The organism is Nonomuraea sp. B12E4 (assembly GCF_039871825.1).
GTDB lineage: Bacteria > Actinomycetota > Actinomycetes > Streptosporangiales > Streptosporangiaceae > Nonomuraea.
In genome coordinates this window covers 428,314-450,503 of the sequence record NZ_JBDPME010000002.1, presented here as the reverse complement: position 1 = coordinate 450,503, position 22,190 = coordinate 428,314, and the positions used below count along the sequence as shown (strand labels likewise).

The window sequence follows — 22,190 nt, the reverse complement described above, 5'->3', positions numbered from 1 at the left end:
GGGCCGGTTCAGCCGGCGCCCTGATCAGCTTCTCGGGCCGATGCCCTGGAGGGTGAATTTCTCGTTCCATTCCCGCACCCATGCCCGGCCGAAGCCGTCGGCCGTGTTCAGCGGAGTGGTCCGCGCGTCGAATTTCCCGGTGGCGGGGTCGAAGCCGAATTCGGCGGCGGTGCTCCGGCTGACGTTGTAGGAGTCGAACTCCGGATTGAACGTCTTGACGTTCACCCCGTCGGCGTCGTCGGTGTAGGCGAAACCACCCGAGGCGATGCTGACCGACCGCGTCAGCACGTTGTGGGACGGCACGTAGAGGGAGTCGGGGTTCTCCCACACCTGCGACTGCGTGCATTCCGTGGTGCCGACGGACGTGCAGATCTGCCCCTTGGAGTCGGCCGGGACGTACCAGTCGCGGATGTTCGGATACTGTTTGCCGTAACGCCGGTACCACTTCTCGACGTTCTGGCGGGTGTTGGTGAAACCGGTGCCGTCGCCGACCTTCAGCATGTCGTTGTAGCGCTCGACCACGACCTTCGAGTTCGGCACCGGCAGGCTGTCCTCGTGGTACAGCTTGTCGTGCCCGACGTAGGTCACGTCCTTGAACACGTTGTCCGAGGCGACGTTGCTGTGGCCCGAGTTGTAGAACAGGCCGTGCTGGGCGTTGTCGAAGACATTGTGGTGGATCACCATGCCCGACATTCCGTCATCCATGTAGACGGCCTGGTTGCCGTCCTCGCCGATGTCCTTGAACAGGTTGATAGGAGATCTCGTTGTTCAGGTACGTGTAGTCCCGGCCCGCGTAGATGACCCCCTGGTCGGAGGCGTTGGTCACGAGGTTCTCGAACCTGTTGTGGCTGATCACCATGTCGTTGCCCATGACCTGGATGGCCATGTGCGGCGCGTCGTGGACGTGGTTGTAGCGGAAGGTGTTGCCGACGCCGTACATGTAGCCCGCCGGGGTGTAGGTGGCGAGCTTGGAGAAGTCGTAGATCTCGTTGTGCTCCACCACGTGGTCGCCGCGCTCCAGCGAGTCGCGGTCGCCGCCGGCGGTGAAGACCCCGCCGCCGCCCAGGTCGTGCAGCCGGCTGTTGATCACCTTGTTGCGGTGGCCGCCGCGGCTGGTGCGGTATTCGGCGACCGCCGTGATCGCGTCGTTCGCCTCGCCGATCGAGACCGCGTCCATGCTGACGTTGAGGATCTCCAGACCATCGAGGGTGCACGACTCGGCGTCGAGCAGGCGCACGCCGGTGCCCGTGGTCCCGTTCAGCCTCAGCCCCTTGAGCGTCACTCCCTCGACGTGCTCGAGCTGGAAGAACGGCGCGTCGAACGACGTGAGGCTGATCTCCTTCCCGTCGTTCGTGCCGCCGGGCGGGTAGTAGTAGAGGGTGTTGTCGCCGTTGTAGCGGTCGATGTAATACTCGCCCTCGGTGTCCAGCTCGCTCAGCACGTTCTGGGCCACGAAGGACGTCCACTTGTCGGTGGCGACGTACATCGTGGGATAGCTGGTGTGCAGGCTCTTGTCCGCCGGGTTGACGGAGTCGATGCGTACGCGGTCGTTGGCGTAGTTGTTGCCGAAATATCCGGACAGCCAGCCGTCGGTCTCGTACGCGGTGTTGTCCAGCTCCCCGTCCGGCGTGCCGGCGGGCCTGGCCCAGGTGGCGTAGCGCTCGGCGGCGGCGGGGTCCACGACGGTGTAGACGGGGCCGGGCAGCTCCAGCATGTCCTCGTACGGCATGGTGGTGCCGTCGGCGGTCTTGTCCGAGAAGTAGTCGCGGGCGCCCTTGGGGGCTTCCTTCACGGTGACGGCGGCTCTGTCCAGCTTCGCGGCGCCGTTGGGATACTGCGCCAGCGTCTGGGTCGCGTCGTCGGTGATGAGCTCGGGGGCGAACGGCTGGGGTTTCCAGTTGAAGCCGTTCTTGTTGAGCTGCCCGGTGGGGATGCCCTCGGCGCCCAGGTCATAGACGTAGACGTTCGGGACCACCGACTCCGGCACGCGCGCCCGCGACGACCACTTGGCCTCGCCCGCCGGGACGTCGCCCAGCTTGCGGAACTTGTCCGGGGCGAGCGTGGTGACCCCCGCGAACTCGGCCTGCTCGCCCGGGTAGGCGGCGTAGGTGACGTACGAGTTCTGCCGGCCGGTGAGCGCGATGGTCTCGGACGTCTGGTACACGCCCCCGCGGATGTAGACGGTGCCCGGATTCCGCTCGCTCGTCCTGCCGGCCAGCGCGTCGCGGGCCTGCTCGACCGTGGCCAACGGGTCCGCCAGTGTGCCCGTGGCGCCCGCCTCTCCGTCCGGGGACACGTACACGACGTTCTCGCGCGGCGCGGCGGCCGCTGCCGGCGCCGCGGTGACCGCGGTCGCCAGCATCGCCACCGCGAGGACGCCCATCACCCGTCTCGGCATGTTCGCACATCCCTGTCAATCGATTGAACCGATTTAGCATGACAGATCAGAACACGCCGTACGAGGGGCCGTAAAGGGTGCTACTCGAACCTAAAATACAAGGTCAGAGGCGAGTGCGAGTCAGAATTCCGGCTACTGGACCTTCTGCTTGGGGTGCGCCTTCTCGACCACCTTCTCGACCGGCTCCTCCCGCACCTCGGCGGCGGGCGGCGCCTCGACCGTCACCTCGGCACCGAAGTCCGTGAAATCCATCACGTTGCGGTGGCCGTCGTCGCTGAAGGTCACATCCAGCCGGCGGACACGGCCCTCGTCGTCCACGTCCACGGAACCGGTGGCGCCCACCAGCTCCTCCTGGCCGCCGCCCTTGGCGTTGGACCGGCCACCGTCCTCCAGCGCGAACGTGAACCGCTGCCCATCCCAGCCCTGGCCGGAGATCGAGCGCTCCTCCCGGACGTCGGTCGCCGAACGTAGCCGCTCCAGCGCCGCCTCGGGTTCCATCGGGGCGAGCTTGACCAGCTTGATGACGGTCGGCGCGTCTTCGAGCACCGCTTGGTCGCGCCGCGCGACCACCCAATGCGACCCGGGCTGCTCACGGCGGTACATCAGGTCGCCGATGAACCGGGTCTCCGACTTGGTGGTGGCCTCCGTGATGACCCCGACTCCGCGCCCCGGGTCGAAGGCACCGTCGAACGTCTTGGCCCCGCTGGTGCTGTGGATGCGGTAGCTCTGCCGGCTGGTGTTCGCGACCGCGGCGTCCACGTGGGCCTCGGCCGAGGACTGGTTGGCGGGCAGGACCACCACCAGGGCGCCCACCGCGGCGGCCACGCCCAGCGTGGCGATCGGGACCAGGGCCCAGGCCGGCCACCCGCGCCCGGCGATCGGGAACCGGATCGGCCGGCGCCCGCTCGCGGCCGGCGTCGCCGACATGAGGTCGATGCCCGCGGGCCGATCCTCGGTCGCCTTGATGAGTAGGGTGCGAAACTCATGCTCGTTCATGGACGGCTCCTCGTTCTGGTGTCTCACCTGATCCCACTCCCTTCTTCCTCCGTTCGGTTGACCAGCACCTCGGGCGAGATCAGCCGCCGCATCGCCCGCAGGCCGCGATGCGTGTGGGTCTTGACCGTCCCGGCCGAACAGCCCATCAGATCGGCGACCTCCGCCTCCGGCAGGTCGGCGAAGAACCGCAGCACCAGGGCCGTCCGCTGCCTGGCGGGCAGTTTGGCCAGCGCGTTGCGGATGTCCTCGGCCACGACCCCGGCCTCTTCCAGGTCGCCGGGATCGGCGGCCTGGGGCAGTTCGGCGCGCAGGATCTCGCGGCGCCACCGGGCACGCCACCAGGATCGGTAGGTGTTGACCAGGATGCGGCGTAAGTAGGCATCCGGCTCGGTGGTGGTGTCCAGCCGTGGCCACACTCGGTACAGCTTGCCCAGACAGGACTGCACCAGGTCCTCGGCCGCGTGCCAGTCCCCGGTGAGCAGGACAGCCGTTTTCAGGTGGTGGTCACCCCGGCGCCGCACGAAGTCCGCGAAGTCCGTGTCCACCCGATCTCCTCTCAGTCGGCGCAAGCCATCCCTGACACGCCCTGAGCTCCACCACGGGTTGACGCGAACCAGTAGGAATCATCAAAATTTCGGCGACCGGTCCGGCGGCCGTGAGTCCGGTCGGCCGCCATGCCGCCCATGAGCCGTCCGGCCCGCCGCCATGACCGCACCCGTCCCGTCCGACCGCCGCCATGGCCGGGGAGGCGGTCAGCCTCGCCCGGCCGCGGCGGGTTCGCTCGTGCCGGTGTCAGACGACGCGGGTGACCTGGCCGGTGTCGAGGGAGTAGTACGCGCCCACGATCTTGAGCCGCCCGCGGGCGATGCGCGGGGCGAGCAGCTTGTCGGCCTTCAGCTCGGCCACGACGTCGGCGGTGTTGATCCTGATCATCTTGTCCACGTCGCCGCGGGCCCGCCTGTAGGCGGGGCGGAGGGCTTCGACGATGCGCTGCAGATCGCCGGGGAGCTTGTCGCCCTCGCTCAGCGCGTGCGCGGCGGCCGTCACCGCGCCGCACCGCTGGTGTCCGAGCACCACGATCAGGGGGGTGCCCGACTCGACCGGGCCGTACTCGACGGCCCAGGCCACGAGCGGGTCGAGCGTCTGGGCGGCGCTGCGCACACTGAACAGGTCGCCGATCCCCGCGTCGAAGACGATCTCCGGCGGCACCCGGGAGTCGATGCACGACACGACGACCGCGTACGGGTTCTGCTTCTGGGAGACCTCGGCGCGCCTGGCGACGTCCTGGTGCGGGTGGATGGCGGCGTCGGCCGCCCAGCGCCGGTTACCCTTCCTGAGCTCGGCCCAGGCCTCATCGGGGGTGGCGGGGCGGGCGGCGTGCCCGGTGGCGCCGTGGGCCGTCCCCCCGCCTAACAGCAGGCCGCCGGCCGCCAGCGTGGTCGTGGTGAGGATCGTGCGACGGTTAACGATCTTGTCGGTCATGGATCCAGTATGCAGTATGCCGTATCCGCCGTCTCAGGCATGCGACCAATGCGTCATATCAGTATTCGCATGCTTTGAGGAAGACCGGTGTCGTCGTGCGTACCCCTCTACGGCAGATTCCGCCTTTCGGGAGGTACGTAATGCACCGCAGAGTCGTCCTGCTCTCCGCCGTCGCGCTCGCCGTGGCAGGCTCCCTCGTTCCCGCGAGCGCCGCCCAGGCCGGCGCCGCCGGCCTGGACCGCAGGCCCGTCGGCTGGGCCGGCGCGGACTCCTGGGGGGAGCGCAGGACCGTCCTGGGGTACTGGACGTCCCAGCGCATGCAGGCGGCGCGACCGCTGTCGGCGCCCGCGCCGCGCCGCGCCACCCGGTCGGACGGCCCGACCCGGGGCACCCCGTGGGCCACCCGCGGCACCCTCGCGCAGCGTGGCTCGTCCCCGCAGTATGGCTCGTCCCCGCAACGTGGCTCGTCCCCGCAACGTGACTCGTGGAGCTTCCGCGGCTCGTCCGCCACCCCGGCGGGACCGGCCCACGGCACGACCGCCGCCCTGACATGGTCGGCGCAGGACGGGACCGCCGCCCCCGCGCGGACGGCCCAGAACGTGGCGCTGGTGCCCAACAGCCCTGGCCTGCGGTGGACGGACGGCGGCGCCGTCGTGCGCAGCGCCGGGCGGGTGTTCTTCACCACCGCGGACGGCCGCAACTCCTCCTGCTCCGGCACGGCCGTGACCAGCGCCAACGAGAGCGTCGTGATGACGGCCGGGCACTGCGTGAAGCTGAACGGCGCCGCGCACCGCAACTGGGTGTTCGTGCCGGGCTTCGACAACGGCCGGGCCCCCTTCGGCACCTGGACGGCCACCACGTTGCTGACCACGCAGCAGTGGAACGCCCGCGAGGACATCAACTTCGACATCGCCGCCGTCGTGGTCGCGCCGCTGCAGGGGCGCTCGCTGACCGACGTCGTGGGCGGGCAGGGGGTGGCGTTCAACCAGCCCCGGCAGCGGCAGATGTTCTCCTTCGGCTATCCGGCCGCGGCGCCGTTCAACGGTGCGCGGCTGATCTACTGCAGCGGGCGCGCGTTCGACGACACTGTCATGACCAGGGACCTCGGGCTGCGCTGCGACATGACCGGGGGTTCCAGCGGCGGCCCGTGGTTCCAGGGCTTCGACGAGTCCACCGGCGTCGGCTGGCTGAACTCCGTCAACAGCTTCAAGTACGACTTCGCCCCCGATTTCATGTTCGGCCCGTTCTTCGGAGACGAGGCGATGGCCGTCTACCAGGCCGCGCAGAACACCGACGCCCTCTGAGGTCTCGAGGCCGCGCGCGAGAAGAAAAGTGCCCGCCGAACACCGCGGTCGTGGCGGCACGTATGCGCCTTCGTCCACCGGGAGGACCGGCGGGCCGAGGCGCTGCGGGCCACGGGCGCCGAGGTCTCGCCCCGCCCCGTCAGACCTGAGCCCGCCACCCACCCACGCCCATCCAGCCCGCGACTCGCCCGCGAACCCGTCACCCCTCCGGCCGCCGCCGCGCCACGAACACGAACTCCCGACCGGGCCGGTCGGGCGCGTCCCGCACCTCCACGACCTCGTAGCCGTGCGCGACCAGCTCCGCCTCGACCTCCTCCCGCCCGCGGAAGCGCAGCGTCGAGTCCGAGGTCAGCACCTGCCCGTCCGCCTCGAACACCCACGTCCCGCGGAACGTCACCAGCGGCTCGCTGACGTCCAGCAGGTCGGTCCAGGTCTGGACCACGCCGACCCCGTCGAGCTCCACCCGCCGGTACGACGCCTCCCGGTTCCACTCCAGCCAGGCCCGCCGCGCCGGGTCCCGCGTCTCGAACACCAGATGCCCGCCGGGCCGCAACGCCTCGTGGACCCCGCGCAGGGTGCCCGCCCAGGCCGCGGGCTCGACGATCGCCTGGGCGACGTTCGCCGTCATGGTCGTCAGATCGACCCGCAGCGGCGGCAGCGCGGTCGCGTCCCCGTGGATCCAGCGCACCCGCTCGCCCCCGGGCTTGGCCCGCGCGATGTCGAGCGAGCCACCCGCCGGGTCCACGCCCGTCACCTCCACCCCGCGCTCCGCCAGCATCAGCGCGAACGTGCCGGTCCCGCACCCGACGTCCAGCACGCTGCGCGCACCGAACTCGGCGGCGATGGCGGCGTAGGCGTCCAGGTCGCTCCGGTCGGGGTCGAGCGCGTCGTAGATCGCGGCCAGCCGGGGATGCTCGAAGATTTCATCAGCCATGCCGGAAACGATATTCCGGGCACCCGGGAGCCGTCGGCGTCTAGTCCTGCGACTGCCAGACGCGGCGCCAGAACTTCTGCCCGGCCTCCACGCCGTTCACGTGCTCTCCCGGGCCGCCGCCCACACCGCGGCGGGCGTGAGCGGCATGTCGATGTGGTCGGTGCCGAGAGCGTCGCACACGGCGTTGACCACGGCGGGCGGGATGCCGATGCAGCCGGCCTCGCCCGCGCCCTTGGCCCCGAGGGGGGTGTTGGGGTTGGGCGTGACGGTCTCCAGCAGGGTGATCGGCGGCATGTCGGCGGCGGTGGGCAGCAGGTAGTCCAGCAGGGTCGAGGCGTACGGCAGGCCGTCGGCGCCGATGACCGCCTGCTCGTACAGCGTCTGCCCGAGGCCCTGGGCGATCGAGCCGTACCCCTGGCCGTCGACGATCATGGGGTTGACCACCACCCCGTAGTCGTCCACGGCCACCAGTTGCCGCACGTGGACGGAACCGAGGTCCGGATCGACCTCCACGACGGCGACGTGCGCGCCGTACGGGAACGCCTGCGGCGGGGCGAGGATCTCGTCGCAGCGCAGCGGCCCGGTGCGGGCGACCAGTTCCCCGAGACCGAGCCCGGCGAGCGGGCCGGCGTCGAGCCCGGCCTGCGGGCCCCGGATGCCGGGCGCCCCGACGAGCAGGTGGCCCTCGGCGTAGGAGACGTCCTCCTCCCCCACGCCGAGCAGCTCGGCGCACCGGAGGCGGGCGGTCGCCACGAGCGTCTCGGCGGCCCGCCACAGCGCCGCCCCGCCCACCTGCATGGAGCGGCTGCCGAAGGTGGCGAAGCCGTAGGGCACCTCGCGGGTGTCGCCCTGGATGACGCGTACGAGGTCGATGTCCACGTCCAGGGTCGAGGCGACCACCTGCGCGAACGCGGTGAGGTGGCCCTGGCCGGTGGAGGTGGAGCCGACGCGGGCCACGAACGTGCCGTCCGGGCACGCCTCCACGCTGCCGAACTCGTCGCTGTCGGGCGGGCCTCCCGAGCGTTCGATGTACGTGGCGATGCCCACGCCGATCGGCGGCCCGCCCTCCTCGCGGCGGCGGGCCTGCTCGGCGCGGACCTCGTCGTAGCCGACGGCGGCCAGCGCGTCGTCCAGCGCGGTGGCGTAGTCGCCGGAGTCGTAGGTACGGCCGGTCGGCGTCACGTACGGGAACTGGTCGGGGCGGACGAAGTTGCGCCGGCGCAGCTCGGCGGGGTCCAGGCCGAGCCGGCGGGCGAGCCGGTCCACGGTGCGCTCAAGGGCGTAGGCGGCCTCGGGGCGGCCGGCGCCACGGTAGGACGTGGTCGGGGCGGTGTTGGTGAGCACGCACCGGATCCGCGTGTGCACCCGGGGAGTGCGGTAGGCGCCCGGGCTCATGGCTCCCGTCATGACGGGGACGAAGGCGCCGATGTGCGGGTAGGCGCCGATGTCGGCGTCGACCAGCAGCTCGTACGCGAGGAAGGTGCCCTCGGCGTCGGCCGCCAGCCGTACCCGCTGGTTCTGGCCGCGGCCGCGCGGGCCGGCGAGCATGGCCTCGGCCCGGTCCTCCGACCAGCGCACCGGCCGGCCGAGGTGGCGCGCGAGCAGGGCGGCCACCAGGTATTCCGGGTAGGCCTGGCTCTTGGCGCCGAACGCCCCTCCGGTGGCCGGGACGACCACCCGGATCCGCTCGGGGTCGAGGGCGAGCGCCTGGGCCAGCGTGCCGCGCAGCCGGTGCTGGGCCTGGTGGGAGACCCAGACGGTGAGGTCGCCGGAAGGACCGGGCTCGACCAGGATGGCGCGCGGCTCCAGGGACGTGGGGAGCAGGAGCTGCTGGCGGTATGCGGCCTCGACGACCACCGGGGCGGTCGCGAACACGTCGTCGGCGGGCTCGCCGAAGACGCGCTCGGCGGCGACGTTGCCGCGGTCGTCGAACAGGCGGGGCGCGTCCGGGGCCGCGGCGGCCACCGGGTCGGTGGTGAAGGGCAGCGGTTCGAGGTTCAGGGTGACGCTCTCGGCGGCGTCCTCGGCGCGGGCGCGCGTGTCGGCGGCGACCACGGCGAGCGGCTCGCCCGGGTAGCGGACGCGGCCGGTGGCGAGCAGCGGCCACGGCGGCGCGCCCTCCTCGGCCGGCACCTCCCGGCCGGCGACGTACGGCAGGTCGGCCGCCGACCACACGCCGGCCACCCCCGGCTGCTCGCGGGCGGCGGCGACGTCGATGCCGTGGATCGCGGCGTGCGGCACCGGGCCACGGACGAACGCGAGCTCCAGCGTCCCGGGAACCTCCAGGTCGGCGACCCTGCGCGCGTGGCCGGTGACCAGGTCGCGATCCTCGCGCCGCGCGAGCGGCACCCCGATATACCGCAATGTCTGCACACCCCCTTAATCGGATGCCCGGGACAGGAGACATGAAACCGGCACAACGTTTCGGCGCCCTGCGCTGAGCCCACGCCCGTACTGGCAGGGGCGGGGACGCCTCAGCCGGCGCCGGCGGCGTGGTCGTTCGGGGCGGGGCGGGCGTCGATCTTGAGCTTGTAGATGTGGGCGGGCAGCACCACGTGGGACCGGCCGCCCTGGAACTGGGCGAGGCGGTTGTTCTGCGCGATGGGGATCCACAGGTTGCCGGTCCCGTCGATCCACAGCGCGTCCGGCCAGAGCAGCCGCCGGTCCTGGATGACGGTGGTGACCTGCCGGTCGGGCGAGATCCGCAGGATGCGCGGGTGGTCCACGTCGCTGAGGTAGATGTTCCCGGCGGCGTCGATGGCGGTGCCGCCGGTGGACGGGGTGTCCACCCAGGGCTCGACCAGGCCGGACAGCTCCCGCCCCGACATGGCCGGATCGTTCAGCCAGCGGGTCCGTACCCGGTGGAGCGGGCCGGACAGCGGCTGGAAGTAGAGGTATTCGCCGTCGGGTGAGACCTCAAGCTGGTCGGCGTTGATGCGCACCGGCTTGCCGTCCGGGCCGATCATGGGCTTGCCCTCGGCCATGATGGTCCGGCGCGCCGTCGTCGAGGGAGCGCCTTCGAGGACCCGCCGCGCCGCTCCGGTGCCCAGGTCGAGCACGATGAGCGCACCGGGGTCGCCGGCGTCGGTGATGTAGGCGCGGTCGCCGTGGAAGCGAATGTCGTTGATGTAGCTCCTGGGGTGGCTGACCTGGGCGAGCGAGTAGACGCGGCGTACCTTGTCCGTGCGTACGTCGATCGCCACGATCTTCGACCCGCCGGGGACGAGCGACTCGCCGAACCCGGGCATCCCCGTGTCGACGACCCACAGGTTGCCGTCCGGCCCGATCCGCAGGGCGTTGACCCGGACGAACGCCTGCCGGGGGTCCTTGCCGGACTCCCAGGCGTTCCAGGCCGCGTCGGGGTACGGGATCAGCCTGTTGCCCGCGCCCGCCTCCGCCACGCTCATCCCGTTCTCGCCCTGCATGTGCGGGAAGCCGATGAACGTCCTGCCGCCGGGGGTGGTGGTGACGGCGTTCGACAGCTGGCGTAGCCGGAACGCGGTGACGAGTGACGGGGCGCCCGCGTCCACGGACGGGGCGCGGTGACCGGCCGCTGCCGGTGGCAGCACCGGTGAGATGGCCAGCGACACCATCGCCGCGAGTACCAGTCGCACCATGGGATCACCTCCAGGTGCACCGGACGCAGCCGCCGCGATCCGCGCGGACCCGGCATCCGGGCGCGCTCTGTACTGATTTGCCGGATTAGCCCGAAAGCGGCACCTGCTCTGACCGTAGTTCGCCCACCACCAACAGACGCCCAAGCCCGCTCCGGACTTGGACATGGCTTCTCCCGGATCCGGCAAGAGCCATCGAGCAAGAGCCGATCATTCAACGGGCCAGGACGCGGGCCAGGGCGTGCAGCGTCTCCAAGGACGTGCCCGGGGGCGGGGAGACGCGTAGCACGGGCTCGCGCAGGTGCAGCGGCGCCCTGGCGGCCGGCGCGACGCTGACGATCAGGGACGCGGCGGCCGCGCGGGCGACGGCACGCTCGGCCGTGTCGCCCGCCGGGGGGCGGAGCGTGACCAGGGCGGACGGCTCGTCCAGCGGCTCGGCCACGCGCCAGCCCCCGGCGCCGTCGAGCAGGCCACGCGCCGTACGGCCGAGGTCGGCCAGGTGGGCGTGGAGCGCGGCCGGGCCGAGCTCGCGGTGTTCGAGCGCGGCCGCGCCCAGCCCGATCCGGGCCGCGATCACGCCCTCGGAGGTCTCGTACCGCGCCGCCCCCGGCACCGGCACGGGCGGGGGTGGTGCGCCTCCGCTCCCGGGTTCCTCCTCCCAGAGGTGGCCGCTGAGGGTGGGGGCGGGGGCGTCCATGGCGGGTGTCAGGCCGGGCACGATCAGGAAGCCGACGCCGCGCGGCCCGGCCAGCCACTTGCGCGAGGTCCCCACGTACGCGCTCGCGCCCGTCCCGCGCACCTCCACGTGCCCCAGGGACTGGCAGACGTCCAGCACCAGCGGGACCCCGGCCGCACGGCACAGCGCCCCGATCTCCGCCACCGGTTGCACCACTCCGTGGTGGGAGCCGATGTGGGAGACGACCACCAGGTCCAGCCCCGCCGCCAGCCGGGTTCGCACGCCCTCCGGGTCGAGGCGGGCCGCGCCGTCCACCGGCAGCTCGACCAGCCGCCAGCCCCGCCGGGCCGCCAGGCGGCGCAACAGCATCAGCGTGCCGCCGTACTCGGTACGGGCGTGGCCGATCCGGCTGCCCGGCGGCAGTTGCCAGCCGCCCAGCAGCGCGGCCATCGCCGCCGTACCGCTCTCCAGAAACGCCACGTCCGCCGGGCCGGCGCCGACCAGCGCGGCCAGGGCCGACCTCGACGCGGTGAGGTCGGGGACGGCCGCGTAGCCGCCGCGCTCGCGTTCCAGCCGCAGGTGCGCCATGACGGCGTCGAGCACCCGGTCGCTGGACACGTTGCACCCGGCCGCGTCGAGATGCCCGGGCGGCACCACACTCCGCGCCGCCCGCCACACCTCACCGACACCCACTTGTCCGGCACCCAGCCCCAGGTCCGAGTTCAGGCGCGGGTCCGGGGCCAGGTCTCTCACCGGGTTCACACCCCGGCCAGGACCAGGGTGAAGTCGCCCGAGGGGTCCGTGTAACGGCGGCGGATGCCGAACCCGGCCGCCACGAGCTCCGCCTGCAACCCCTCCGGCCGGAACTTGGCGCTGATCTCGGTACGCATCTCCTCCCCCTCGGCGAACTCCACCTCCAGCCCGAGCCCGCCGATCCGGACCCGCATGTCCCGGCCGGCCCGCAGCCGCATCTCGATCCAGTCGTGCCGCTCGTCGTAGAGCGCCACGTGCTCGAACTCCTCCGGGACGAAGTCCGCGTCCAGCTCCCTGTTGACCACCCGCAACACGTTCCGGTTGAAGGCCGCCGTCACCCCGGCCGCGTCGTCGTAGGCCGCCACCAGCCGCCCGGTGTCCTTCACCAGGTCGGCCCCCAGCAGGAACGTGTCCCCGGGCCGGAGCGTGGCCCGCAGCTCCTTGAGGAACACCTGGCGGGCGGCCGGTTCCAGGTTCCCGATCGTGCCGCCGAGGAAGGCCACCATGCGCCGCCCGGTGCGCGGCAGCAACGCCAGATGCCGCTCGAAGTCGGCGCACACGGCCCGCACGGCCAGCCCCGGGATACGGTCGGCCAGCCGCCGCGCCGCCGCCGAGAGGGTGACCGCGTCCACGTCCACCGGCGTGTAGGTGCGCAACGTGCCCGCCGCGGCGAGCGCGTCCAGCAGCAGCACGGTCTTCTCGCTGGTGCCCGAGCCCAGCTCGACCAGCGTGTCCGCGCCGGAGGCGGCCGCCAGGTCCGCGGAGCGCGTCCGCAGGATGGCCAGCTCGCGCCGGGTCGGGTAGTACTCGGGCAACCGGGTGATGCGGGAGAACAGCTCGCTCCCCGTGGCGTCGTAGAACCACTTGGGCGGCAGCCACTTGGGCATGGCCGTCAAGCCGGCCCTGACATCGTGTTCGAGCGCCTGGCGCAGGTAGTCACGGTCGAGATGGTTGATCACGTGCATGGTCGACTGGCTGACAGGCACGGGGCCTCCAAAGGTATTGATCACAGCGGCTGGACGCGTACGTCGTCACGGGTGACGGTCAGCAGGGTCCGCTCGGGTACGGCCTCCCAGCCCGGCAGGTCGTCGAGCGGCTCACTGGCCACCAGCACGCCGTCGGGTAGTCGGCGGGTGAAGAGGGTGTCGCCCCAGACGGTCGCGGCGAGTGACGCGCCGTCGCAGGCGAGCAGGTTGAGCCGGGCACCGGGGTCCTTCGCCCCGGCGCGTACGACGACCTCGGCCAGCGCCTCTTCAAGGCCGGCCCCGGCGTGCCCGCGCAGGAACACGGCGGCGGCCACCCAGGCCGCGTCGCACGCGCTCTCCACCCGGTCGGCCAGGTCGTCGGACAGATCGCGCAGCGCGTCCCTGGCGACGCGCCCGTTGTGGCTGAGCAGCCACCCGCCGTCGGCGAACGGCGCCGTGGCGCTCTCTTCGATGGGCATGCCCACGGTGGCCGACCGCACGGCCGCCAGCAGGCAGGTGGACCGGGCGACCTCGGCGAGCGCGGGCAGGTTGGCGTCGGCCCAGATGGGCACGGTACGGCGGTAGCGCACCGGCTCGGGGCGGGCGGGGTCGTACCAGCCCATGCCGTAGCCGTCGGCGTTGACCAGGCCGGACCGCTGGCGGCGCGGCTCGTACGACTGCCTGAGCAGGCCGTACTCGGGCTCGTGGATGAGCCAGGTGAGCGGGCGGGCGGCGCCCAGCCAGGCGGCGTGCCGGCACATCAGACCGGCTCCGAACGCGCGCAGCGGAAGCCGGTGAAGATCTGCCGCCGGATCGGATAGTCCCAGTTCCGGAACGTGGTCCGCACCGCCGCCGGGTCGGCCGCCCACGAGCCGCCGCGCAGCACGCGGTACTCCTGGCCGAAGAAGACCTCGCTGTACTCCGGGTAGGGGAAGACGCGGAAGCCCGGGTAGGGCTGGAACCAGGAGGAGGTCCACTCCCACACGTCCCCCACCATCTGCTCGACCCCGTACGCGCTGGCCCCGGCCGGGTAGGCGCCCAGCGGAGCGGGGTGGGCGGCCCGGTGGCCGAGGTTCGCCCGGTCGGGGCCGGGGTCCTGCTCGCCCCACGGGTAGCGGCGCGCCCGATCAGCCGCCGGGTCCCAGCCGCAGGCCTTCTCCCACTCGGCCTCGGTGGGCAGCCGCTTGCCCGCCCAGCGGGCGTAGGCGTCGGCCTCGTACCAGCTCACGTGCTGGACCGGCTCGTCCATCGGGACGGGCTCGGTACGGCCGAACCGGGCGCGCCACCAGGTGTCACCGTCCCTGGCCCAGAACAGGGGGGCGGTGGCACCCTCGCGCTGCCGCCACGCCCAGCCCTCCGTGCTCCACCAGCGCGGGTCGTCGTAGCCGCCGGCCTCGATGAACGCCGCGTAGTCGCGGTTGCCGACGGGCAGCCGGTCGATCCAGTAGCCGGGCAGGTCCACCCGGTGCGCGGGACGCTCGTTGTCGTAGGCCCAGGGCAGCGTGCCGGTGCCCATGAGGAAGGAACCCGCGGGCACGTACACCTCCTCGGGACCCGCGTCCCGGCCGGGGGGCAGAGCGCCCTCGCGTACCAGGCCGGGCTGCCCGGAGAGCTGCAGCGTGGCGAGCATGGTCTCGTCGTGCTGGTGCTCGTGCTGGATCACCAGGCCGAACACGAAGCCGTCGCGGTGCAGCGGGGAGGGGCCGTCCAGGTCGACCTCGTCGAGGACGTCGAGCACCCGCCCGCGTACGCCGTCGATGTAGCGGCGGGCCTCGTCCGGGCCCAGGAAGGGCAGGGTGGGGCGGTCCTTGCGCGGGGTCTTGAACGCGTCGTAGATGTCGTCGATCTCGGGGCGCAGCGGTTCGATGCCCGCGGCGGCGCGCAGCACCCACAACTCCTCGTAGTTCCCGACGTGGGCGAGGTCCCACACCAGCGGCGACATCAGCGGGGAGTGCTGGCGCATGAGCGTGTCGTCCTCGGCCGCCGTGTAGGCGTGTGACCGGTCGCGCACGGCGATGAGCTCGGCCGCTATGCGTTCCTTGAAGTCGTTCATCGAACCTCCTTGAACATGGGGACCCCAGGTTTCGGGGCGGAAACGCGGTATACGCCCGGTGGCTCCGCGCTGTCGTCACGGTCGCCCTGCGGCTCGGTTCTCGCCGCCGGGCCTGCCACCGGGCTGGTGGGATATGGCTGGGCAAGACCGTCTCCCGGCGACAGCCGTGGGAAGGAGGTCAATGCGGTCCTTCGTCGTTCAGCCAGGCCGGAACGCCCCGTCCCGGCGTCGGGTTCTCCATCAGGTCGGCCGCCGGCGAGCGGCCGGGGGTCACGTACCTGTCGGCGAACGCCGCGACCATGCCCACCAGGCCGGGGTTCGCACCGAGGCGCGGCAGCGCCTCCAGCGCGGCCCGGAAGCACGCCTCGGCGGCCCTGGCCAGGCGCGGCTCGGACAGCCCGCACCGCGCCGCCGCCTCCCACGGCTCCCGGTACGGCCCCCGGAACGGCAGGTGCCGGTCCACGGCCGCGAGCGCGGCGTCGGCGGCCCGGTCGTCGGAGACGAGGGCGTGGGTGACGGCCGCGCACACCGGCCAGAGCTCCGGGTGCTGGGCGTCGAGGTAGCGGATTTCCAGCCAGCCCCGGGGCCGTACCGGGGGGAAGACCGTGGAGGCGTGGTAGGCCAGGTCCTCGGCCGTGGGCCGGCGGTCGCCGCCGCCCGCCAGCCAGTCGCCGAACGTCGAGCCGTCCCGGACCGGGCGGTAGCGCTCCTCGTCCTCGCGTACCAGCATGAGCCGGGCGTCCAGCAGGTATTCGGCCCAGTCCGCGGCGGGATCGCCGGAGGCGGGCACGGGGGCCGTCCGGGTGCGGTCGAGCCGGTCCCAGACGGCCTGGCGGCCCGACATCCAGCCGCACGGCCGGCCGCCGCTGAGCGGCGAGTTGGCGAAGGCCGCCAGCAGCACCGGGCCGAGCGCGTGCGCCCGCTCCCAGCGTTCCCCCGGCCGCTCGCCCAGGTCCAGGTTGACCTGGACGGACGCGGTCGAGCACATCATCAGCGGCCCGTACGGCACCCCGAGGAACTCGGCCATCGCCTCGTAGCGGGGCAGGTGGAGTTGGCGGCGGGCGGGGCGTACCGGGTCGAGGCCGATCCCGGCCAGGGTCAGCCCGGCCTCCCCCAGGGCCGCCCGCACGGCGGCGACGTCGCCGGCCAGGCGGTTCAGCGAGTCCTGCAGCGGAGCCGCCGGTCCGGACAGTTCGAGCTGGCCGCCCGGCTCGAACGTCACCCGGCTGCCACCGGGCAGCACCGCGGGCATGGCTCGTTCGACCCGGGCGAGCGGGACGTGACGGGCCTCCGCCGCGCTGTGGTAAATCGCATTGTCGAAAACCAGGAACTCCAGCTCGACGCCCACCCGGTCCCCGGCGGCGGGACGGAAGCAGCGGCGGGCGAAGTCCGCCACCTCGGAAGCGTCCCGAAGCGGCGTGCCCTCGGCCGTCAAACCGATCATCGTCTCCCCTTCGCGTGGCGTATGGGTCTACAGATCCGCGAGCCGCGCGAGCGTTACAGACGAAAGTGGGGCAACCGGGGCAATTACCGAATGTTGTGACGAAAGGGGGCGGAACCGCTGGAGCACGACCCGCGGACGCGGTGTAACGAATGGCGCGCGACCGGCACTAGTCCACATGGAACGGGCACGGGAAGCGCGGGCGAGTGGTCAGCTCGGGTGCGATGACGTGCTCGAACTGCTGACCGACCTGCTGGAGGAGGCGCTGCCCGCCGGGCGGCACCAGCGCGTCACGGCGCATCTCGTCGGCTGCCCGGTCTGCTCCGGACGGCTGCTGCAGCTACGCGCCACGATCGTGGTGCTCGGCCATCTGCGCGACGGCGCCGTCCCCGCGTCGGCGCTGGCCGCACTGCGGGACAGCTTCCTGACTCCGGCCCCCACGGGACCTCCCGACCAGGCCCTCCGGCCCGCGGGCGGGACCTCCTGACCAGACCCTCCGGCTCGCGGGCGTCAGGCGTCACGCTCCTGAGCGCTCACCCTCCGGAGGGTGTCACGGCCGGTGGCGTTCGCGGAACGCGGACATGAGCCGGTCGTGCACGCCGGTCGGCAGTTTCTCCGGCCGCGGGTCGCCGAGGGCGCCGATGGTGGCGCGGAACTGCTCGAAATAGCGCTCACAGCAGGCGCAGATCGCCAGGTGAACCCGCACGCCTTCGCGCTCGGGCTGGTCGAGGGCGCCATCAAGGTAGGCGGTGATGAGTTCCACCAGTTCGTCGCAGGTGAACCGCTTCACGACGTTGACCGCCTTCATCTCGGGGGAATGAACCGCTTCACATCACTTATTGTGGCCCCCGCGAGGGCCGGACGTGCCCGTGGGCTATTCCGGTTGTTTCACGGACTCGAAGTAGTCGGCCAGCCAGCCGCGCACCGCCGTGCGGGCGCGGTGCAGGAGGACCCGCTGGTTGGCCGCCGAGATCTCCAGGATCTCGCACACCTCCTCGGAGGTGCACCCTTCCACGTCACGCAGGGTGATCACAATGCGCTGCCGGGGCGGCAACCGGGCCAGAGCCTCCCCGATCAGCCCACGCACCTCCGAGGCCAGCGCCTCACCCTCGGGCGAGGGCCACGCCGCGGTGGTCTCCTTCCACACGTCCCGCCCGTCGAACTCCGGGAGCGGGACGCCGTCCTGCTCGAACGTGCTCCACGGCAGTGTGCGGCTCTCGCGCACCCCGCGTTTCTTCGCCGTGTTGACCAGGATCCGGTAAACCCAGGTCTTTACCGAGGAACGGCCCTCGAAACCCTCGATTCCGCCGATGACCGCCAGCCACGTGTCCTGGACGACCTCCTCCGCGGAGTGGTCGGTGGACACGTAGGATCTCGCCACCCGCAACATGCCTCCGGACCAGGTGTCGAGCAGAGCCTCGAACATCGCCTCGTCGCCGGCGCGCAGGGCCGTGACGACGAGGTCATCCGGGGGCAGCCCTCCGCCTGCGAAAGACCCCACGATCGTTTCCCCTCCGGTCGAGCGCTGGGACGTCCATGACATCGGGCCGAGCCGAGGCCCGGCGTCGGCCCACGGGCGGGACGACAATGCCAGGCTAATCTCTGCCACTGACAAGACACTGCCCGAGGGAGAGCCCCCCTCCCATCGGGACCGCCCCATGCCCCCGAACCAGCCCCGGCGGCCAGTGCCGGGAACAGGACCGGGTCCAGAGCGGCGACCCCCGCCGGTGGCCTCCGGCCACGGCCTGCACGGAAGCCCCAGGTCCTGAGCCGGTCGCGAAAGTCCCGCCAAAATCATCCTTTTCCGGCATTGACGAAAAATCCTTACATGGTACTCATAGATCGAGTCGGAAAGCTTCAAACCTCTGAGATCGTCCAGAGCTCACCCAAGGAGGACGCGCATGGCGCGTAGCAAGTCCACCGACCCGCCCGCCGACTTACTCGGCCCCGTCCAGGGAGAAGTCTCCTGGTTCTGCTGCGGCACCGCCTGGGGACCCTGCAGCACCGTGGGCAAGGGAGCCTGCGGCACCTGCAACTCGGGCAACCTGCAACATGCCTGGCCCAACGCCTCCGACGCCTGCTGGGCCATCACCCGCCCCGACAGCTGCGGAGTCAGCCTGACCGCCGGACGTGCGGCTTCCGCCACCGCACGACGGAGCTGTGCGGCGGCGCCAGCGTCGTCACCACGATCGCCGACTGCGGCCCGCAGACCGACCTGTTCTGCGGGGAGCGCAGTTGCTGCGGCGCGACCTGCGCCAACAACCGGCTGATCGACCTCACCCCGGCCGCCTACAGCCGGATCGCCAGCCTATCCAGCGGCCTGCGGCCGGTCGAGATCGCGACGGGGTAGGGGGCCGGCGATGCGCAGTAGACGGGATCTGCTCAGGTCCGCCGTGCTCGGCGGCGGCGCGGGCGTCGTTGCCGCAACCGCGCTCGGCTCGCTCGGCCCCGAGGCGGCCTTCGCCACCGCGGCGCCCGACCTCGAGCCCGGTGCCCCGGACCCGGACTTCGCCGAAGGCCGGATCCGCTCGATCAAGGAGAACACCCTGCTCGTCCTCGGCTCGAACATGGTGTTCCACACCATCAGGGTCGTGGACGGCACCAGCCTGTGGAAGCTCGGACCGGTCGGGTTCGACCAGGCCAAACCGGGCGACGGCCTGTACGCCAGGGGCGTGCGCATGCCGGACGGGATGCTCGCCGCCGAGTCGGTGTGGCTGAACATCGTCAACATCAAGGGCCACATCAAGAACATCACCGGCCAGACGCTCCACCTCGACCACAACGGGCACGAGGTGCTGTGCCACGTGGTGCCCGGCAAGTCGGTCGCCGTGCACTCGGAGTCCCCGCCGACCGCGGACCTGTCGATGCTGAAAGTGAGTCAGCACGTACAGATTCTGGGCGCCTGGCGGCCGGACACGAACGAGGTCGACATCGCCACCGTCTTCTCCCCGCACTAGGAGGCAGCCGATGCCCGGGATCGCCGCGTCACAGCCGTACGTGATCGCCCTCTTCCTTTTCTGGGCGGGCCTGGCGAAGCTGCTCAGCCGCCGGATGCGGGCACAGGCCGGGCAGAGCGCCCTGGCCCGGCTCACCGGTCCGGCGCGCGCGGTCCCGGCACTGCGGCTGGTCGGCCTGATCGAGCTCGCGGTGGCCGCCGCCCTGCTGCTGCCGCCGGCGCACCCCCTCGACGGCGTGGCCGCCGCCCTGCTGGCGGCCGGTTTCCTCGCCTATCTCGGCTATGCCCGCGTTGCCGCGCCCACCGCGTCGTGCGGTTGCCTGTCGGCGCACTCCCGCCCGGCGGACCGGCGCGCCTTCGCCCGCGCGGGCCTGCTGCTGGCCGCCGCCCTGCTCGCGATCGGGGCGGGGCCGCACCCGCCGCTGCCCGGCCTCGTCCTGCTGGAGGCCGTGGCCCTGCTGGCCCTCTCGGCGGAGTTGGACCGCCACTGGCTCACTCCGGCCCGCCGCCTCCTGGTACGGCTGCGCCACCCCCTCGCCGTCCCGCCACCCCGCGAGGTACCCCTGGAGACCTCGCTGCACCTGCTCCGCCGCAGCCCCGCGTACTGCTCGGCGGCCGCGCGGCTCACCTCGGACGTCCAGGACACGTGGGACGAGGACGACGTGCGGTTCGTGGTGTACGGGGCCCAGGAGGGCGCGGCGGTCTTCGCCGTCCCCCTCTCCAGCGACGACCCCGCAGCCGTCCGGGTGGCCCTCGTCGGCGAGGGAGCCCTGGCTTAGAGCGCCTGCCCATCAGCAGCGCTTCCTCAGGGCACGACGCCGCCCAGTCGATCGCCGGCCGCTGTGTGCGTCCCTGCAGCCAGGACCTCAGTGTGTCGACGTCATCCTCGCCCGGAGCGGCGCGACGGCGCCGCCACCATTGCCACACGGCGGCCGCTAAGCCGCAGGTCAAGCCTGCGCCGGCACGCGGCGAGATCTACGTGCCCGCCTCCTGCGTGCTGCAACACCGCGACGGGGTGCCGCTGGACTACCCGCGGGCGTCGCACAGGCCGTCCCGCCATCCCGACATCGCGGTGCTGCTCACCGCCGGCCCTGGCGTGCTGGAGGAACGGCTGACCGTGCGAGGTGCAGCGGGACCCCCTCCGAGGGCGGTCCCCCAACCGTCCCGCCCGGGACACCCAAAGCTCCCCGGCAGGAGACTGCAAGGGCACTGATGGCTCCCCGACATCACCCCCCGGCCGGGGTATGACCCCTTACCCACCCCCGATCCGTAGCCATAATGTCACGGTAAGCAACGTCGAGATGAAGGAGCCAAGCATGGGCGGAAAGCACGGCGACAAGCCGACCGACCGGCCTTTCGACGAAGGTAAGGACAAGGGAAGCGGCAGCACCGACGACGAGCAGGGGAAGAGCAAGGGCGGCAGCCACGGCGGCGGCAACGGCAAGGGCGGCGGCAAGTAGTGGACTTGACCGCCCACATGGACCGGCTGGTCTCCGCGCTCGACCCCGCAGGGCGAGGCGACATCAGCGAGTCCGTCAAGGACGCCGTCCGCGCCGTACCCCGTCACCAGTTCATCCCGGACGTGGGCCTGGTCCGGGACGACGACGGCGAGCAGTGTCTGATCGACCGCGAAGCCGACCCCGACGCCTGGTACGAGGCGGTGTACTCCCGCCACGCCATCGTCACCCAGCTCGACGACGGCAGGACGCCCTTGACGGCGCTGAAGGGCGACTACACGTCGTCGGCGTCCCAGCCGGGCACCGTCGCCGACCTGCTGCACCACCTCCAGGCCGAGCCCGGCATGCGGGTTCTGGAGGTGGGCACCGGAACCGGGTGGACAGCGGCACTCTTGTCGCACCTTGTCGGGAATCAGGGGGAGGTGACCTCTATCGAGGTGGACGCGGCGGTTGCCGAACAGGCGGCCAAGAACCTGAGCGACGCCGGGTTCCACCCGCGGCTGGTCGTCGGCGATGGCGCGCTCGGCTGCGCGGACGGCGAGCCCTACGACCGGGTGCACGTCACCTGCGGGATTCGCGCGATCCCGTACGCGTGGGTCGAGCAGTGCCGACCGGGCGGCGTGATCGTGCTGCCGTGGCGTCCCGGCTTCGGCGTCGGCCATTGCCTGCGCTTGGAGGTCGGCACGGACGGCACCGCGCAAGGCCGTGTCGTCGATTTCGCGGAGTACATGTGGATGCGGGAACAGAGGCCGGCATCGGACGAGACGCCACCCGGTGAGCGGCGGCAGTACTGGACGGCGCTCGACCCGCGGGCGTTCGACCAGATCAACGCGGGTGTAGACCTGACCGTGTCGGCTTTGACCGGGATCGTCACGACCACCAACAGCGGCGCCGACGAGGACGGCGAATGGTGGCGCATGTGGCTGTCGGACCCTGACGTGCCGCGCTCGTGGGCCGCGGTCACGTGCAGGCCGGGCTCAATGATCGCCGTTCAGCAGGTGGGCGACCGGCCGTTGTGGGACGAGGTGCTGCTGGCGTACGCCCGATGGGTGTCCTGGGGCGAGCCGAGCTGGCGGGATTTCGGCGTCACCGTCACGCCCGAGGGGCAACAGGTCTGGTTGAACCGGCCGGATAACGTCCTGTCCAACCAGGGGGCGTAGA

The 22,190-nt window shown here is 72.0% G+C and carries 22 protein-coding genes; 6 read left to right on the top strand and 16 right to left on the bottom strand.

The genetic code is table 11. The features are described from left to right. Positions 1 to 24: 24 nt before the first annotated feature. The 5 genes from ABGB18_RS07875 to ABGB18_RS07855 all read right to left on the bottom strand — a co-directional run bounded on the left by ABGB18_RS07875 (position 25) and on the right by ABGB18_RS07855 (position 4,876). Positions 25 to 705 (bottom strand): hypothetical protein, encoded by a 681-nt coding sequence (locus ABGB18_RS07875; protein ID WP_347694700.1) that lies wholly within the window; start codon positions 703 to 705, stop codon positions 25 to 27. Continuing rightward, on the bottom strand, positions 698 to 2,398 hold the full coding sequence (locus tag ABGB18_RS07870) for a right-handed parallel beta-helix repeat-containing protein (protein ID WP_347694699.1): 1,701 nt from the start codon (positions 2,396 to 2,398) through the stop codon (positions 698 to 700). Before ABGB18_RS07870 ends, ABGB18_RS07875 begins: the two co-directional genes overlap by 8 nt. A 132-nt stretch (positions 2,399 to 2,530) precedes the next feature. Then, positions 2,531 to 3,394 carry a hypothetical protein gene (locus ABGB18_RS07865; protein WP_347694698.1) on the bottom strand — a complete coding sequence of 288 codons (864 nt, stop codon included), beginning with the start codon at positions 3,392 to 3,394 and terminating at the stop codon, positions 2,531 to 2,533. A gap of 23 nt (positions 3,395 to 3,417) precedes the next feature. Next, positions 3,418 to 3,939 carry a SigE family RNA polymerase sigma factor gene (locus ABGB18_RS07860; protein ID WP_347694697.1) on the bottom strand — a complete coding sequence of 174 codons (522 nt, stop codon included), beginning with the start codon at positions 3,937 to 3,939 and terminating at the stop codon, positions 3,418 to 3,420. Between the two features lie 247 nt (positions 3,940 to 4,186). Next, the gene (locus tag ABGB18_RS07855; RefSeq protein WP_347694696.1) at positions 4,187 to 4,876 is read right to left on the bottom strand and encodes a carbonic anhydrase; all 690 of its coding nucleotides are present in this window, start codon (positions 4,874 to 4,876) and stop codon (positions 4,187 to 4,189) included. Positions 4,877 to 5,016: 140 nt separating this feature from the next. Here ABGB18_RS07855 and ABGB18_RS07850 point away from each other — a divergent pair, with 140 nt between their 5' ends. Beyond that, positions 5,017 to 6,180 carry a peptidase gene (locus ABGB18_RS07850; RefSeq protein WP_347694695.1) on the top strand — a complete coding sequence of 388 codons (1,164 nt, stop codon included), beginning with the start codon at positions 5,017 to 5,019 and terminating at the stop codon, positions 6,178 to 6,180. A 199-nt stretch (positions 6,181 to 6,379) separates the two neighbouring features. Here the strand turns inward: ABGB18_RS07850 and ABGB18_RS07845 are convergent, their stop codons facing one another. From ABGB18_RS07845 to egtA, 8 genes are all read right to left on the bottom strand, one after another. Further along, a complete protein-coding gene (locus tag ABGB18_RS07845) occupies positions 6,380 to 7,114 on the bottom strand; it encodes a class I SAM-dependent methyltransferase (protein ID WP_347694694.1) in 735 nt (244 codons plus the stop codon). 96 nt (positions 7,115 to 7,210) lie between these two features. Further along, positions 7,211 to 9,487: a xanthine dehydrogenase family protein molybdopterin-binding subunit gene (locus tag ABGB18_RS07840; RefSeq protein WP_347694693.1), complete on the bottom strand. Its 2,277-nt coding sequence runs from the start codon at positions 9,485 to 9,487 to the stop codon at positions 7,211 to 7,213. Positions 9,488 to 9,588: 101 nt separating this feature from the next. Next, positions 9,589 to 10,731, bottom strand: coding sequence for an L-dopachrome tautomerase-related protein (locus ABGB18_RS07835; RefSeq protein WP_347694692.1), 1,143 nt, complete (start codon positions 10,729 to 10,731; stop codon positions 9,589 to 9,591). A 211-nt stretch (positions 10,732 to 10,942) separates the two neighbouring features. Beyond that, the gene (gene egtE / locus ABGB18_RS07830) at positions 10,943 to 12,157 is read right to left on the bottom strand and encodes an ergothioneine biosynthesis PLP-dependent enzyme EgtE (protein ID WP_347694691.1); all 1,215 of its coding nucleotides are present in this window, start codon (positions 12,155 to 12,157) and stop codon (positions 10,943 to 10,945) included. Between the two features lie 5 nt (positions 12,158 to 12,162). Then, positions 12,163 to 13,122, bottom strand: a complete 960-nt coding sequence (egtD, locus tag ABGB18_RS07825; protein ID WP_347694888.1) for an L-histidine N(alpha)-methyltransferase — start codon at positions 13,120 to 13,122, stop codon at positions 12,163 to 12,165. A gap of 41 nt (positions 13,123 to 13,163) precedes the next feature. Beyond that, positions 13,164 to 13,883, bottom strand: a complete 720-nt coding sequence (gene egtC, locus ABGB18_RS07820) for an ergothioneine biosynthesis protein EgtC (RefSeq protein ID WP_347694690.1) — start codon at positions 13,881 to 13,883, stop codon at positions 13,164 to 13,166. Next, complete coding sequence (egtB, locus tag ABGB18_RS07815; protein WP_347694689.1) at positions 13,883 to 15,175, bottom strand: ergothioneine biosynthesis protein EgtB; 1,293 nt, start codon at positions 15,173 to 15,175, stop codon at positions 13,883 to 13,885. Before egtB ends, egtC begins: the two co-directional genes overlap by 1 nt. A gap of 178 nt (positions 15,176 to 15,353) precedes the next feature. Continuing rightward, the gene (gene egtA / locus ABGB18_RS07810) at positions 15,354 to 16,619 is read right to left on the bottom strand and encodes an ergothioneine biosynthesis glutamate--cysteine ligase EgtA (RefSeq protein WP_347694688.1); all 1,266 of its coding nucleotides are present in this window, start codon (positions 16,617 to 16,619) and stop codon (positions 15,354 to 15,356) included. A gap of 175 nt (positions 16,620 to 16,794) precedes the next feature. Between egtA and ABGB18_RS07805 the strand changes: the two genes are divergently transcribed. Further along, positions 16,795 to 17,103: a zf-HC2 domain-containing protein gene (locus ABGB18_RS07805; protein ID WP_347694687.1), complete on the top strand. Its 309-nt coding sequence runs from the start codon at positions 16,795 to 16,797 to the stop codon at positions 17,101 to 17,103. A 63-nt stretch (positions 17,104 to 17,166) separates the two neighbouring features. On the opposite strand, the gene ABGB18_RS07800 is transcribed toward ABGB18_RS07805, so the two are convergent. The 3 genes from ABGB18_RS07800 to ABGB18_RS07790 form a co-directional block, all read right to left on the bottom strand. After that, entirely contained in the window at positions 17,167 to 17,424 is a 258-nt protein-coding gene (locus ABGB18_RS07800) for a zf-HC2 domain-containing protein (protein ID WP_347694686.1), read from the bottom strand. A gap of 66 nt (positions 17,425 to 17,490) precedes the next feature. Then, the gene (locus tag ABGB18_RS07795; RefSeq protein ID WP_347694685.1) at positions 17,491 to 18,117 is read right to left on the bottom strand and encodes a sigma-70 family RNA polymerase sigma factor; all 627 of its coding nucleotides are present in this window, start codon (positions 18,115 to 18,117) and stop codon (positions 17,491 to 17,493) included. Between the two features lie 611 nt (positions 18,118 to 18,728). Then, entirely contained in the window at positions 18,729 to 18,896 is a 168-nt protein-coding gene (locus tag ABGB18_RS07790; protein WP_347694684.1) for a hypothetical protein, read from the bottom strand. A gap of 80 nt (positions 18,897 to 18,976) precedes the next feature. Here ABGB18_RS07790 and ABGB18_RS07785 point away from each other — a divergent pair, with 80 nt between their 5' ends. The 4 genes from ABGB18_RS07785 (at position 18,977) to ABGB18_RS07770 (ending at position 22,189) form a co-directional block, all read left to right on the top strand. Continuing rightward, the gene (locus ABGB18_RS07785) at positions 18,977 to 19,573 is read left to right on the top strand and encodes a cell wall protein (RefSeq protein WP_347694683.1); all 597 of its coding nucleotides are present in this window, start codon (positions 18,977 to 18,979) and stop codon (positions 19,571 to 19,573) included. A gap of 10 nt (positions 19,574 to 19,583) precedes the next feature. After that, positions 19,584 to 20,351 carry a MauE/DoxX family redox-associated membrane protein gene (locus ABGB18_RS07780; RefSeq protein WP_347694682.1) on the top strand — a complete coding sequence of 256 codons (768 nt, stop codon included), beginning with the start codon at positions 19,584 to 19,586 and terminating at the stop codon, positions 20,349 to 20,351. A gap of 537 nt (positions 20,352 to 20,888) precedes the next feature. Further along, on the top strand, positions 20,889 to 21,032 hold the full coding sequence (locus tag ABGB18_RS07775; protein WP_347694681.1) for a hypothetical protein: 144 nt from the start codon (positions 20,889 to 20,891) through the stop codon (positions 21,030 to 21,032). Positions 21,033 to 21,037: 5 nt separating this feature from the next. Beyond that, positions 21,038 to 22,189, top strand: a complete 1,152-nt coding sequence (locus ABGB18_RS07770; protein ID WP_347694680.1) for a methyltransferase domain-containing protein — start codon at positions 21,038 to 21,040, stop codon at positions 22,187 to 22,189. Position 22,190 lies beyond the last annotated feature (1 nt).